Origin of the sequence: Zunongwangia endophytica (genome assembly GCF_030409505.1) — a bacterium.
GTDB lineage: Bacteria > Bacteroidota > Bacteroidia > Flavobacteriales > Flavobacteriaceae > Zunongwangia > Zunongwangia endophytica.
The window spans coordinates 392,562-407,582 of the sequence record NZ_JAUFPZ010000002.1 but is presented as its reverse complement, the minus strand read 5'-3'; the positions used below and the strand labels follow the sequence as shown (position 1 = coordinate 407,582).

The 15,021-nt window shown below is 35.7% G+C and carries 9 protein-coding genes and 1 pseudogene; 7 read left to right on the top strand and 3 right to left on the bottom strand.

Annotation, left to right across the window (positions count from 1 at the left end):
* Nucleotides 1-23: 23 nt before the first annotated feature.
* Nucleotides 24-1,151 (top strand): TlpA disulfide reductase family protein, encoded by a 1,128-nt coding sequence (locus QWY91_RS01980; protein ID WP_290231189.1) that lies wholly within the window; start codon nt 24-26, stop codon nt 1,149-1,151.
* A 77-nt stretch (nt 1,152-1,228) separates the two neighbouring features.
* Here the strand turns inward: QWY91_RS01980 and QWY91_RS01975 are convergent, their stop codons facing one another.
* A complete protein-coding gene (locus QWY91_RS01975) occupies nt 1,229-1,906 on the bottom strand; it encodes an SIMPL domain-containing protein (RefSeq protein ID WP_290231187.1) in 678 nt (225 codons plus the stop codon).
* Nucleotides 1,907-1,954: 48 nt separating this feature from the next.
* The gene (locus QWY91_RS01970; RefSeq protein WP_290231185.1) at nt 1,955-2,602 is read right to left on the bottom strand and encodes a rhomboid family intramembrane serine protease; all 648 of its coding nucleotides are present in this window, start codon (nt 2,600-2,602) and stop codon (nt 1,955-1,957) included.
* 52 nt (nt 2,603-2,654) lie between these two features.
* On the opposite strand from QWY91_RS01970, the gene QWY91_RS01965 reads away from it, so the two are divergent.
* Nucleotides 2,655-3,557: a lysophospholipid acyltransferase family protein gene (locus QWY91_RS01965; RefSeq protein ID WP_290231184.1), complete on the top strand. Its 903-nt coding sequence runs from the start codon at nt 2,655-2,657 to the stop codon at nt 3,555-3,557.
* 205 nt (nt 3,558-3,762) lie between these two features.
* Here the strand turns inward: QWY91_RS01965 and glmM are convergent, their stop codons facing one another.
* Nucleotides 3,763-5,148 carry a phosphoglucosamine mutase gene (glmM, locus tag QWY91_RS01960; protein WP_290231182.1) on the bottom strand — a complete coding sequence of 462 codons (1,386 nt, stop codon included), beginning with the start codon at nt 5,146-5,148 and terminating at the stop codon, nt 3,763-3,765.
* Between the two features lie 118 nt (nt 5,149-5,266).
* Between glmM and QWY91_RS01955 the strand changes: the two genes are divergently transcribed.
* From QWY91_RS01955 to QWY91_RS01935, 5 genes and pseudogenes are all read left to right on the top strand, one after another.
* Complete coding sequence (locus QWY91_RS01955; protein WP_290231180.1) at nt 5,267-5,857, top strand: acyl carrier protein phosphodiesterase; 591 nt, start codon at nt 5,267-5,269, stop codon at nt 5,855-5,857.
* A 119-nt stretch (nt 5,858-5,976) separates the two neighbouring features.
* A complete protein-coding gene (gene uvrA, locus QWY91_RS01950) occupies nt 5,977-8,805 on the top strand; it encodes an excinuclease ABC subunit UvrA (RefSeq protein WP_290231178.1) in 2,829 nt (942 codons plus the stop codon).
* Nucleotides 8,806-8,828: 23 nt separating this feature from the next.
* Nucleotides 8,829-9,517: pseudogene (locus QWY91_RS01945) on the top strand (LOG family protein).
* Nucleotides 9,518-9,571: 54 nt separating this feature from the next.
* Nucleotides 9,572-12,382: a gluzincin family metallopeptidase gene (locus QWY91_RS01940; RefSeq protein ID WP_353958643.1), complete on the top strand. Its 2,811-nt coding sequence runs from the start codon at nt 9,572-9,574 to the stop codon at nt 12,380-12,382.
* Between the two features lie 195 nt (nt 12,383-12,577).
* Nucleotides 12,578-14,983 (top strand): alpha-ketoacid dehydrogenase subunit alpha/beta, encoded by a 2,406-nt coding sequence (locus QWY91_RS01935; protein WP_290231176.1) that lies wholly within the window; start codon nt 12,578-12,580, stop codon nt 14,981-14,983.
* The last annotated feature ends 38 nt before the right edge of the window (nt 14,984-15,021 follow it).

Sequence of the window (15,021 nt, the reverse complement as noted above, 5' to 3'; positions counted from 1 at the left end):
TTGCACAAAATTAATATTTTATCATGCGAAAATTAATAGGAATAGCTAGTTTATTGGTTATACTAACCGGATGCGAAAAAGATCAGGGATATTCGATCTCAGGTAAAGCTGAGGGAATCGAAAATGGAAAAAAGATTTATATTTCTGAATTAACAAATCTAGATCAACGCCCAGAAAGAGTTGATTCTACTACCGTAAAAGACGGGAAGTTTGAAGCAGACCTTGCAGATACAGAAAGTCCTAATTTAAGTTATCTTGAGGTTGAAGGTGTAAATGGTATGGTTCTTTTTATTTCTGAAAACGAAAATATCGATTTTACATTATATAAAGACAGCTTACAGGCTTCTAAGAAACAAGGAGGAAAACAAAATGAACTTCTTAACGAATATCTTGAGAACCTAAATAGCATTAATAAAGAGGTTAGTGATCTAAGAGTAGAAATGAGATCTGCTTACCAAAGTCAGGATTCTACAAAATTAGAAACTTTACAGGGTACGCAAACTGAAATTATGGATAACGACAAGGTGTTCAAAAAACAAATTATCAAAGAAAACAAAGATGCTTTTGTTTCTCTTATGGCGATAATGGACTTGTTAAGAATGCAGGGCGCTACCACTAAAGAGCTTAAAGAAATGTATAATTCTTTAAACGAAGAAATTAAAAATACTGCTCTAGGCACTAAAGTTGGAGAGCAACTAGAATCTATGACGGCTACAGAAATTGGTAGCAAAGCACCAGATTTTAGTGCGCTTACACCAGAGGGTGAAAAGCTTGCTTTAAATGATGTTCTTGGTAAAGTGACAATTGTAGATTTTTGGGCATCATGGTGTAAACCTTGCCGAAAAGAAAATCCTAATGTGGTTAAGGTTTACAATAAATATCACGAAAAAGGCCTAAATATTATTGCTGTTTCTTTAGATAAAAAAGAAGACAAGGATAAATGGTTAAAAGCTATCGAAGATGATGGTCTTGTATGGAATCATGTATCTAACTTACAGGCTTGGAACGATCCTATTGCAAAAAAATACGGAGTTCGTGCAATTCCTGCTACTTTTATCTTGGATGAAAACGGAGTAATCGTAGATCGCGATGTACGTGGAGAGGAAGCTTTAGACAAGAAAATAGAAGAGCTTTTAGCTAGCGCTGAATAATCTTTTGTAGAAATTAAACAAAAAAATCCCCGGCAATGCCGGGGATTTTTTTGTTCAACTAATTCGTATAACAGTGATTAAAATAATTGAAAACTTATATTTACACTTACGCTAACTTCCATTTCACCCGGAGCGATAGTTTGTTGATCAGAACTCTGTGAAGACTTCATTTCTGCCATTCGCATCACCGGATAATTGTTTTGAGTACTTTCTGAGATCATTACCGCTTTACCAATTTCCTGATCCAAAGGAGCTACAAGATCTTCAGCTCTTTGTTTCGCATCTAATACTGCTTTTTTTCTTGCCTCTTTTTGATATTCTTTAATTTCAGAAGAAGAAAAACTCACACTATTAATTCGGTTTAAACCATTTTTAAGCAAACCTTGCATAATTTTTTCGTAGTTCTTTAGATTTTCCAATTTGATGGAAATCGATTGATTGGCTACGTAGGTTTCTTCTTTGGTATTATAATCGGTACGCTTATTTAAATTTACATATTCTGTCTGGATATTCTTTTCAGCAACACCCTGAGATTTTAGATATTTAAAAACCTTATTCGCTATTTTATCATTTTCTTTTTTAACCTCATCAGCATTTAATCCTTCGGTTTCGATTCTAGAACTTATAGTTACCTGATCGGGAATTACATTTACGGTACCTTCTCCGTTTACATTAACCACATTTCTTTCTATAGAATTCTGAGCGTTTACACCCATGCTGGTGATTACCGCCAGTAGTAGCACTAACTTTTTCATAGTTTGATTTTTTTGATTTATAGTAGATATTTCAAATACAATACCAAACTATAATTTACCGGTACGATGAAGTATAAATAAAATAATGATTGGCACCGCCAAAAGTATAACCATCATTAGATGAGCCTCTAAAACATAGGGCGCAAGAATTATTGTTGATAAATATCCACCAACGGCACCACCAAAGTGAGCATCATGGCCAATACTATCGCGTCTGCTCTTCATCCCGTAAATGGTATAAAGCAAATAGCCAATTCCAAATAAATACGCAGGAATAGGAATTATAAAAAACAATCCCAGCATCATATCTGGATTTAGTAATATTGCTGAGTACAAAACTCCCATAACAGCACCACTTGCTCCTACAGCAGTATAATGATACTCATCCTTATGAAAATAAAGAGAAAGCAAATTCCCCAATATTAAGCTTACCAAATACACTACTATAAAACCTGTGGTGCCTAGATAATACATCACAGATTCCGCAAAGAAATACAGCGTAAGCATATTCACAAACAAATGCGATTGATCTACGTGTAAAAATCCTGAAGTTAATATTTGATATTTTTTGCCGCTTTTTATATCGGCGATGTTGAATTTGTATTTATGAAAAAATCCTGGATCATTAAATCCTTTAAAAGAAATAATCACGTTGGCCGCGATAATGATAATGGTTACCAAGCTTAAATCTCCCATAGGTGTTGCAGTTTAATTTCAAATATACCATATATTTGCTGAAAGTTTTTTTATGCAAGGATTAGTTTTCTGGCTAGCCTATCCTCTACTTTGGTTAATTTCTATTTTGCCATTTAGGCTATTCTATGTTTTTTCAGATTTAATTTATGTTTTGGTCTATCATTTAATTGGTTACCGAAAAAAAACGGTCGTAAAAAACCTAAAAATCGCTTTTCCAGAAAAGTCTGAAAAAGAAAGAAACATCATCAAAAAGAAATTCTATCGTCACATGTGCGATATGTTTTTAGAGATGATCAAAACCATGAATATTTCTGAAAAAGAAATAAAAAAACGCTTTGTTTTTACTCATCCTGAAGAAATTGAAAACATTAACAAGCTTGGCAAAGGTGTTTTGGTGATGTGCGGACATTACGCCAGTTACGAATGGATGATTTCTATGGAAGTATACGGACTTAAATTAAAAGGTCACGGTATTTACAAAAGGATTAGGAATAAACGCTTTGATAAACTTATTAAAGATATTCGCGGAAAATTTAATACTGAAATGATCGAATCTCACCGTGTAGTGAGCACCATTGCCCGCCATCAAAAAAATGATTTAAAAGGAATTTACGGAATGATCGCCGATCAAACACCGAAGCGTGCAAACTATAAATTCTGGACTGATTTTATGGGAGTTAAAGTTCCATTTTTTACAGGATCAGAAAAACTGGCTAAAGATTTCGATATGCCGGTTTACTATCTTGAAGTTGAAAAAGTGAAACGTGGTTTTTACCAAGCTCGCCTAAAAGAAATTACTAATAATCCACAATCTGAACCTGAATTCTTTATCACTACTGAATTCCGTAATCGCCTGGAGGCACAAATCAAAAATCACCCAGAATTTTATCTATGGACTCACAAACGTTGGAAACATCGTAATGCTCCTATCCCAGAAAATGCGGTGGTAAAGTAATGTTGACAATTAACAATAAGCAGTAAACAATTATCAGTTAGCAGTTATCAATTATCAATTATCAGAAACGTCGTTTAAATCTCGATCTTTTCAAAAGAAAAGCTGCGCTTCAAGAGAGGTGAGAATCTAAAAATCAACATTATAAATTGATCTTATTTTCTATTCTCTAAAAGCGAAGCGATCTTGAATCCAATTTCAATCTGAATTACCCCACAATTTCCTTGATCTCTTCGATCATTTTCTGAGCAAGTTCATCGGCTTTTTGTTGGGACTTGGCTTCAGTATAAATTCTAATTATTGGTTCGGTATTCGATTTTCTTAAATGTACCCAGTTTTCAGGAAAATCAATTTTGACTCCGTCTACCGTGCTAATTTCTTCAACTTTATACTTTTCTTCTATCGCTTTTAAAATTGCATCAACGTCGATTTGCGGAGTTAATTCAATTTTATTTTTACTCATAAAGTATGCAGGATATTCTGCGCGTAACTCAGAAACTTTTACATTCTTTTCAGCTAAATGCGTTAAAAACAACGCAACACCTACCAAACTATCTCGGCCATAATGCGCTTCAGGATAAATAATTCCGCCATTACCTTCGCCACCAATCACTGCATTACTTTCTTTCATTAAGGTCACGACATTCACTTCTCCTACGGCGCTAGCTTTATAAGTTCCGCCATGTTTTTCAGTAATATCACTTAATGCTCTAGATGACGATAAATTACTTACCGTATCTCCCGGAGTTTTCCCAAGTAAAAAATCTGCACATGCCACTAAGGTGTATTCTTCGCCAAACATTTCTCCGGTTTCATCAATAAACGCCAAACGATCTACATCAGGATCAACCACCACCCCAAAATCTGCTTTTTCTTTCTTTACCAGTTCACAGATATCGGTTAGATGTTCTTTTAAAGGTTCCGGATTATGCGGAAAGTGGCCATTAGGTTCGCAGTATAATTCAACCACCTCAGCACCCAATTTTTTAAGCAATTTCGGGATCGCAATTCCGCCGGTAGAATTTACAGCATCTACAACCACTTTAAAGTTAGCCGACTTGATTTTTTCAGCATCAACTAATTTTAGTTTTAAAACCTCTTCAATATGACGATCGATATAATCATCGATTTTGGTCAATTTTCCAAGATCATCTACTTCAGCAAAATTAAAATCTTCGCTTTCTACAATTTCAAGAATTTTGGCTCCGTCTTCGCCACTTAAAAATTCACCTTTTCTATTTAGTAATTTTAAAGCATTCCATTGTTTTGGATTATGGCTTGCGGTTAGGATTATTCCGCCATCTGCATTTTCTAAAGGCACCGCGATCTCTACCGTAGGCGTTGTCGATAAATCAATATCGATAACATCGATTCCTAATCCCAAAAGCGTATTAACGGTGAGTTGCTGAATCATACTTCCAGAAATTCTCGCATCTCTACCAATCACAACTTTTAGCTGTTTTTTATCTGAAGTCCATTTTAACCAACTACCGTAGGCAGCGGCAAATTTAACTGTGTCTAAAGGCGTAAGATTCTCGCCGGTTTTACCACCAATAGTTCCTCGAATTCCTGAAATAGATTTTATTAAGCTCATTTTCTATAATTGTTTGTTTCTACTGGCTTTTATAAACCGAAAGGCAAATATAACAGCTTAGCCCGGCTGCTCAAAATCTTAACAAAACATAATGAAGTAGATTCCTTATCTTGTGGCAATGAATTATCTTGCCCACATCTACCTTTCGGGAGAAAATGATATGCTAAAAATCGGTAATTTTATCGCCGATTCTGTAAAAGGAAAACAATATTTAGACTACCCGGAAACAGTCCAAAAAGGGATTACACTGCATCGAAATATTGATGAATTTACCGACGCTCACCCTATCGTGCACCAAAGTGTTCGCCGTCTTTTTGAGAAATATTCGCATTACAGCACAGTGATTGTTGATATTTTATATGATCATTTTTTAGCTGCAAACTGGCAGGATTTTCATAACACCAAATTAGAAAATTATAGTTCAGATTTTTATAAACTCATCCAAAACAATATAGAAGTTTTACCAAAGCGAGTAAAAAACTTTATGCCGTACATGATCGAGCACGATTGGTTAGTCACTTATTCTACTATTGATGGGATTGGTCTAATTTTGTCTCAGATGAATAAGCGTACTAAATTTAGATCGAAAATGGGTGAATCTGTACACGAACTTCGTGAATTCTACGAGGAATTTAAAGATGAGTTTTATAGGTTTTTTGCAGAGCTTGAAGTTTTTGCTGAAAAAAGAAAAAAAGAACTACTGCAATAGAATTTGCTTAACCAAACTTAAAAAATCGCCCAATTTTAGATTGAAATTAACAATGGTGAAACCTTGCTTACTTTTTAGTTAGCAATGCATTGAGTAACTTTGCGATCTTGATGAAAAATATGACGAAAACTGAAGAAAAAATAGAAGTTTTAGGAGCCAGAGTTCATAACTTAAAAAATATTGATGTTGAGATTCCCCGCGAAAAATTAGTCGTGATTACGGGACTTTCAGGCTCTGGAAAATCTTCTCTTGCTTTTGATACGATTTATGCTGAAGGCCAACGCCGCTATATTGAAACATTTTCTGCTTACGCTCGCCAGTTTCTTGGCGGTTTAGAACGTCCCGATGTCGATAAAATTGAAGGACTTTCTCCGGTTATTGCGATCGAGCAGAAAACCACAAGTAAAAATCCGCGTAGTACCGTTGGAACGATTACCGAAATTTACGATTTTCTAAGATTACTTTTTGCCCGCGCCGGGGAAGCCTATAGTTATAACACCGGCGAGAAGATGGTAAGTTATACCGATAATCAAATTAAAGAATTGATTGTCGAGCATTATAAAGATAAACGTGTAAGTGTTTTAGCGCCGGTAGTACGTTCCAGAAAAGGACATTACCGCGAATTATTTGAAAATATTGCCAAACAGGGTTTTGTGAAAGTACGAACCAATGGTGAGATTCGAGATATCGTAAAAGGCATGAAGCTGGATCGATATAAAACGCATGATATAGAAATCGTCATCGATCGGCTTAAGATCGACGATAATACCGATGCGCAAAAACGTTTAGACGAGAGCATTAAAACCGCGATGTACCATGGCGATGATGTATTGATGATCATGGAGCAGGAAACTGGCGAGACCAGATTTTTCAGTAGAAATTTAATGTGTCCTACAACCGGGATTTCTTATCCAAATCCAGAACCAAACACTTTTTCTTTTAATTCTCCAAAAGGAGCATGCCCTAGCTGTAGCGGGATTGGTACTTTATATAAGGTGAACGAAGAACGAATAATTCCAGATAAATCAAAATCGATAAAAAAAGGGGGATTAGCACCACATGGTCCGCAAAAAAAGAACTGGGTATTTTCACAACTTCAGCTAATTGCAGATCGCTTTGATTTTAGTCTGAACGATCCTATCGAAAAAATTCCGAAGGACGCCATGAATATGATTATGAATGGTGGTAAAGAAAAATTCAGTAAAGAATCAAAATCTTTAGGAATTACTCGCGAGTATAAGATCGATTTTGAAGGCGTAGCAACTTTTATCGAAGAAACCTTTAAAAATAATGATTCTACTTCTTTGCGCCGATGGGCCAAAGAATACATGGATAAGATTGAGTGTACTACTTGCAACGGTAGTCGCTTAAGAAAGGAATCTCTATATTTCAAAATAGATGACAAAAATATTGCTGAATTAGCTAATATCGATATTAGTGATTTGGTAGCTCTTTTTGAAAATCTAGAAGATCGACTTACAGAAAAGCAAAAGAAGATCGCTACGGAAGTGGTAAAAGAAATTAGGACCCGACTTAAGTTCTTAGAAGATGTGGGGCTTACTTATTTAAACCTGAATCGTAGTTCTAAAAGTTTATCTGGTGGTGAAGCACAACGAATTCGATTGGCAACTCAAATTGGGTCGCAGTTAGTTGGCGTGCTTTATATTTTAGATGAACCAAGTATTGGTTTGCACCAACGTGACAACGAAAAACTGATTAATTCTCTAATTTCACTACGTGATATCGGAAATTCTGTTATTGTGGTAGAGCACGATAAAGATATGATCGAGCGCGCCGATCACGTAATTGATATTGGCCCAAAAGCCGGGAAACACGGCGGTGAAATTATTAGCCAGGGACCACCTTCAGAAATGCATAAAAATAGAACGCTTACCGCCGATTATCTTAGTGGTAAACTTGAAATTGCTGTGCCTAAAGAACGAAGAAAAGGAAATGGTAAAAAAATAAAACTTACTGGTGCTACTGGTAATAATTTAAAAAATGTTTCGGTTGATTTTCCTTTGGGAAAAATGATTGCGGTCACGGGAGTTTCAGGAAGTGGTAAATCTACTTTAATTAACGAGACTCTCTATCCGATTATGAACGCCTATTATTTTAATGGCGTAAAAGAGCCAAAACCTTATAAAAAGATAAAAGGATTAGATCATATCGATAAAGTAATCGATATTAACCAGTCTCCTATTGGGCGTACACCAAGAAGTAATCCGGCAACTTATACCGGTGTTTTTTCTGAAATTAGAAGCCTTTTTGCTAAAACTCCTGAAGCTTTAATTAGAGGTTATAAACCGGGCAGATTTAGTTTTAATGTAAAGGGAGGTCGTTGTGAAACTTGTAGAGGCGGTGGTTTGCGTGTTATCGAAATGAACTTTTTACCCGATGTGTATGTTGAATGTGAAACCTGCCACGGAAAAAGATTTAACCGCGAAACTTTAGAAATTCGGTACAAAGGAAAGTCAATTTCAGATGTTTTAGAAATGACTATTGATGAAGCAAACGAATTCTTCGAGCCGATTCCTAAGATCTACAGAAAACTAAATACCATAAAAAATGTTGGTTTAGGTTATATTACGCTTGGACAGCAAAGTACTACCCTTTCTGGTGGTGAAGCACAACGTATAAAATTAGCAACAGAATTATCTAAACGTGATACCGGTAACACTTTTTATATTTTAGATGAACCAACAACAGGACTTCATTTTGAAGATATTAGAGTGCTTATGGAAGTCCTAAATAAATTAACCAACAAAGGAAATACGGTACTCATAATTGAACATAATATGGATGTTATTAAAATGGCAGATCATATTATCGATATTGGCCCTGAAGGTGGTAAAGGTGGTGGCGAAGTTCTTGTAACCGGCACTCCTGAAGAAGTATCGAAAAATAAAAAGAGCCATACCGCAAGATTCCTTAAAAAAGAACTTTAATAAAAAAATTGAAAGCATAAAGCATGAGACCTAAACAAGGAGGAAAGACCTGGAACGAAATAAGAACTAACGATAGCTGGGCAATCTTTAAAATAATGGGAGAATTTGTGAACGGTTATGAAAAACTGAGTCAAATTGGCCCTTGTGTTTCTATTTTTGGTTCGGCAAGAACCAAACCTGATATGAAATATTATAAGCTTACTGAAGAAGTAGCGAAAAAAATAGTAGATCATGGTTACGGAATCATCACAGGTGGTGGTCCGGGATCATGGAAGCAGGAAATAAAGGAGCGCATTTAGCGGGAGGAACTTCGGTAGGATTAAATATCGAATTACCGTTTGAGCAACATGATAATCCTTATATCGACAATGATAAGAGTCTGGATTTCGACTACTTCTTCGTGAGAAAGGTAATGTTCGTTAAATATTCACAGGGTTTTGTGGTTATGCCAGGAGGTTTTGGAACCTTAGATGAATTATTTGAAGCCATCACACTTATCCAAACACATAAAATCGATAAATTTCCAATAATTTTGGTAGGAAGTGATTTTTGGAGTGGTTTGGTTGAATGGATTAAAAGCACTTTATTAGATACTTTTAAGAACATTAGCGCTCCAGATATGGATCTTGTTCAGGTGGTAGATACTCCAGAAGAAGTTATCGAAATTCTTGATAAATTCTATGAAGAGTACAATCTAAGTCCTAATTTCTAAACCACCAGACCAAAGTTTTCGTAAGCATAGTAGACGTTAAAACCTAAAAGCCTTTTGAGAAACTTTCTTCTACTCTTTTTGTGTTGTGTAGTTAAGATGACTAGCGTAGTCGCTCAGCATCGTATTTCGATAGACGCAAAAATAGATAAAGAAGAGAATACAATTCACATTCAACAGGAGGTTAGCTACGTTAACACATCAAAAGAAGCGATTAGGGAAATCTATTTTAATGATTGGGCGAATGCCTTTAAAGACAAAAGCACTCCCCTAGCCCGACGTTTTGAAGAAGAATATGTTCGGAAATTTCATTTTTCTAAATCAGAAGAAAAGGGATACACAACCATAAAGAAAGTAAAACTGGATGGTGATAGTCTTATGTGGATAAGACCTCAAAACCATCCAGATATTCTCCGTGTTCTTTTAAATGAAAAGCTTGAACCTGGTGAAACAGTTGCACTTCAGTTTGATTACGCGGTTAAACTTCCTAGCGATAAATTTACACGTTTTGGTGTTGGTGATGAAGGCGATTATAAGTTAAAGTTCTGGTATTTAACTCCGGCTATCTTCAATGGAGAATGGAAAATTTACAGCCATAAAGATATCGGCGAGCAATATACTCCGCCTTCCGATATTGAAATTCATCTAAACACGCCAACTGAATTTACCCCTTCAAGCTCACTAAATATTGAAGCAAATTATATTGAAGGCAATAGAAGGTACATTTCCCTGTCGGGAAAAAATCGGGTAGAGTCTGAACTTTTACTTACGCAAACTTACGAATTAGAAACCCTGCCCGTTGGGCGCCATCAATTGGTAAGTAATCTTGATGACGATGGTTTACAACCTGAAATTAAAGATCTAATTCTTATTCGAATTTTCGATTTTCTGGAAGAACGTCTAGGAACATATCCTCATCAAAAACTTTTGATCACTAAAGAAGATTATCTTAAAAATCCGGTTTATGGATTAAACCAATTACCCGATTTTATAAGACCTTTCCCTGATGGTTTCAATTATGATATTCAGCAATTAAAAACAATTACGAATAATTTTTTAAGCAATAGCCTTTTACTAAATCCCAGAGAAGATCAATGGATCCATGATGCGATCGCCATTTCTATAATGATGAATTATGTAGATCGCTATTATCCAAAAATGAAACTCATTGGAAGCTTAAGCAATATTATAGGAATTCGCTGGTTTCATGCAGCCGACTTAGAATTCAACGATCAATATCCATTACTTTACATGAATATGGCGAGAATGAATATTGATCAGCCTCTAAATGAAAGTAAAGATTCGCTATTAAAATTTAATGTCAATATTGCGAATCCTTATAAAGCGGGAATAGGAGTAAAATATTTAGAAGACTATCTGGGAAGTGAAGCGGTAAGAAATTCGATTGCTGAATTTTATTCAGAAAATAAATTGAAACTCAGCAACGCCGAAGAATTTGCTGCGAAACTTCGAAAGAACACCGATAAGAACATTGATTGGTTTTTTGAAGATTATGTAAATACTCGCAAAAAAATTGACTTCAAAATATCGAAACTCAAGAAGTCTAAAGATTCACTTCAAGTCACCATTAAGAATCGACGAGACAATAAAATGCCGGTTTCCCTCTACGGAATAAAAGACGATCAAATTATTTACAAAACCTGGGTAGACAGCATCGATAATGAAAAAACTGTAACCATCCCACGAAATGATGCCGAAAGAATTGCGTTAAACTACGAGCAAATAATTCCTGAATTCAACCAGCGTAATAATTACAAAGGAGTAAGTAAATTATTCAACAAACCAATTCAGTTTAGATTACTGGAAGATGTGGAGGATCCAGAATATACACAGATCTTCTTTATGCCAGAATTTGAATATAATTTATATGACGGTATCGCCATTGGCCCAAAAGTTTACAATACCACATTCTTGTCGCGTAATTTCAGTTTTAAACTATCTCCAAAATATGGTTTTAACAGTAATACCGTTGTAGGAAGTGCAGGTTTAGATTACACCTGGCAATATCTTAATAAAGATTTGAGCACCATAAGAATGGGCATTAGTGGTAATCGTTTTTCCTATGGATACGATCTCTATTATCGAAGGTACACCCCGTATCTTAGTTTTTACTTTAGACCGCAAAATCTTAGGGACAATGAGAGGCAAACTTTATCGATCAGAAACGTAAATGTTTACCGCGACGATAATCCCGTTATAGAAAACGAAACGCCAAATTATAATGTATTTAATGTACGCTATGCCTTTAGCAATTCGTATTTGGTTGATCGTACTTCAGCCCTTCTAGATTATCAATTGGCCGAAAATTTCAGTAAAGTATCCTTAACTCTGCAATACCGTAAGCTCTTCAAAAATAATCGCCAGTTAAACTTAAGATTCTTTGGTGGAGCATTTATATATAGTGATGTTAAGGACTCCGATTATTTCAGTTTTGCTTTAGATCGCCCAACAGATTACTTGTTTGATTATAATTACTACGGAAGAAGCGAAGGCTCGGGATTATTCAGTCAGCAAATTATTATGGCTGAAGGTGGATTCAAATCCCAGGTAATGCCCGAGTATGCAAACCAATGGATTACCACTGTGAATGCGAGCACAAATATCTGGAAGTGGATTTTTGCATACGGAGATGCGGGAGTGGTAAAAAACAGAGTAGAAAATAGCGAATTTCTTTACGATTCTGGGGTTCGTGTGGCTCTTGTGGAAGATTATTTTGAATTATTTTTTCCGGTTTATTCCAATCTTGGCTGGGAAGTAGCACAACCAAATTATGACCAAAAAATACGATTTATAGTTTCTCTGGATATCAATACGTTAATAAGATTGTTTACCCGGCGTTGGTATTAAAAGGCTAGAATCCGAATATTTCAGCCTTAATAATCAAATTTAAAGAATTCAACAAAAACCATAATTCAGTATTATATTTTAAATTATTTTTAATTAATCGATGTTAAAATATGTTATATTTAAAATATGACGATTTTCATGAATTGTGTATAATTCTAATTTTCGCTATATTTGTGTGATCCAAAAAAGAAGTTCATGCAAAGCGAAACCGAAACTAAAGAATCGATTTCTTACGAAGATTTTAAAACTCAAGTTTTAGAAGATTATAAAGTTGCCGTTACGAGCCGCGAATGTAGTTTACTGGGAAGACGAGAAGTGCTTACCGGGAAAGCTAAATTTGGTATTTTTGGAGACGGAAAAGAATTGCCGCAGCTTGCTATGGCAAAGAGCTTTAAGAACGGAGACTTTAGATCTGGTTACTATCGCGACCAAACGTTTATGATGTCAATTGGTGCACTTACCATAGAGAATTTCTTTGCCGGCCTTTATGCCGATACGGATATTAGTAACGAACCTATGTCTGCAGGTCGCCAAATGGGCGGTCATTTTATTACCCACAATATTAATGAAGACGGAAGTTGGAAAAATTTGATGGAGCAGAAAAACTCTAGTGCAGATATTTCTCCAACGGCAGGGCAAATGCCAAGATTATTAGGTTTGGCGCAAGCTTCCAAAATTTACCGTCATGTTGAAGGAATTGATGCTGAAAAATTTTCTGATAACGGAAACGAAATTGCTTGGGGAACCATCGGGAATGCCAGCACAAGTGAAGGACACTTTTGGGAAACAATAAACGCAGCAGGTGTTTTACAGGTTCCTATGATTATGAGTGTTTGGGATGATGAATACGGAATTTCTGTACACGCCAAGCACCAAACTACTAAAGAGAGCATTTCTGAAGTTTTAAAAGGATTTCAAAGAGATGAAGATCAAAACAACGGTTATGAGATCATTGTTGTGAATGGCTGGGATTATGTAGCGCTTGTTGAAGCCTACGATAAAGCTCAGAAAATCGCCAGAGCAGAACATTGCCCGGTCTTAATTCATGTTGTTGAATTAACGCAGCCACAAGGTCACTCCACCTCTGGATCGCACGAACGCTATAAGAGTGATAAACGACTTGCCTGGGAAAAAGAGTACGATTGTAATACGCAATTTAGAAAATGGATAATTGATAATGGCTTTAGTACGCCAGACGAAATTAGCCAAATAGATAAGGATATTAAACGTAATGTACGTGAAGGTAAGAAACGTGCCTGGGATGCGTACATTAATCCTAATAAACAAAGACAAAAAGAATTGCTTCAGCTTTTAAGCAATATTGCTAAAAAAAGTGAAGACGCCGAGAACATTAAAAAGCTAATTAGCTGGCTAAAAAGTTGTAAAGAGCCACTTAAAAAAGATGTACTCTCTACAGCTAGAAAAAGCTTAAGATATCTTATCAATTTCGAAGGGAACGAAAAAGATGATCTTTTGGCGTGGATGGAGAATTTTAGAAGTCAAACTAAGGATGAGTATAGTAGTCATCTATACAGCACGAATAAAAAGATAGATGAAGAAGTAATACCGGTTTATGGTGATGAAACTAAAACCGTTGACGCACGAATAGTTATTCGTGATAATTTCGATAAGATTTTTGAAACTCGCCCAGAGACCTTAATTTTTGGAGAAGATGCAGGAGAAATAGGAGATGTAAATCAAGGATTAGAAGGTCTTCAGAAAAAATATGGAACATATCGCGTTGCCGATACCGGAATTCGAGAAGCTACAATTTTAGGACAGGGAATTGGTTTATCGTTAAGAGGCCTACGCCCTATTGCAGAGATTCAATATCTGGATTATGTGATGTACGCACTGCAAACGATTAGTGATGATCTAGCGACTTTACATTACCGTACCAAAGGAACTCAAAAAAATCCTTTAATTGTAAGAACTCGTGGTCATCGACTAGAAGGTATCTGGCATAGTGGATCTCAACTTGGTGGACTTTTAAATTTAATGAGAGGTGTTTTTGTTCTTGTTCCTCGAAACATGACAAAAGCTGCAGGTTTCTATAACAATTTATTAGATCTTGATAATCCAGCATTAGTTATCGAATGTTTAAATGGATATCGTTTAAAAGAGAAATTACCTGAAAATCTAGGGGAGTTTAAAACTCCAATTGGTAAAGTTGAAACGATTAGAGAAGGAAAGGATATGACTATTGTTTCCTATGGTTCTACCCTTAGAATTATAGAGCAAACCGCGGAAGAGCTTTCAGAAATAGGAATTGATATTGAAATTATCGATGTACAATCTTTAGTTCCGTTTGATACTTCTAAAGATATCGTAGAAAGCGTTAAAAAAACTAACCGTCTTCTAGTGATAGATGAAGATGTACCCGGTGGTGCTTCTTCTTATATTCTACAACAAGTCTTAGAAAAGCAAAATGCATGGAGATATTTGGATAGTAAACCGCAAACACTAACGGCTAACGAGCATCGTCCAGCCTATGGTAGTGACGGTGATTATTTCTCTAAACCTTCTCATGAAGATGTTTATGAAAGAGTTTACGCTATTATGCATGAGACTAATCCTGAGAAATTTCCAAAATTCATTTAGAATTCAAGTTTAGATATAAAAAAAAGCCGCTTTTAGCG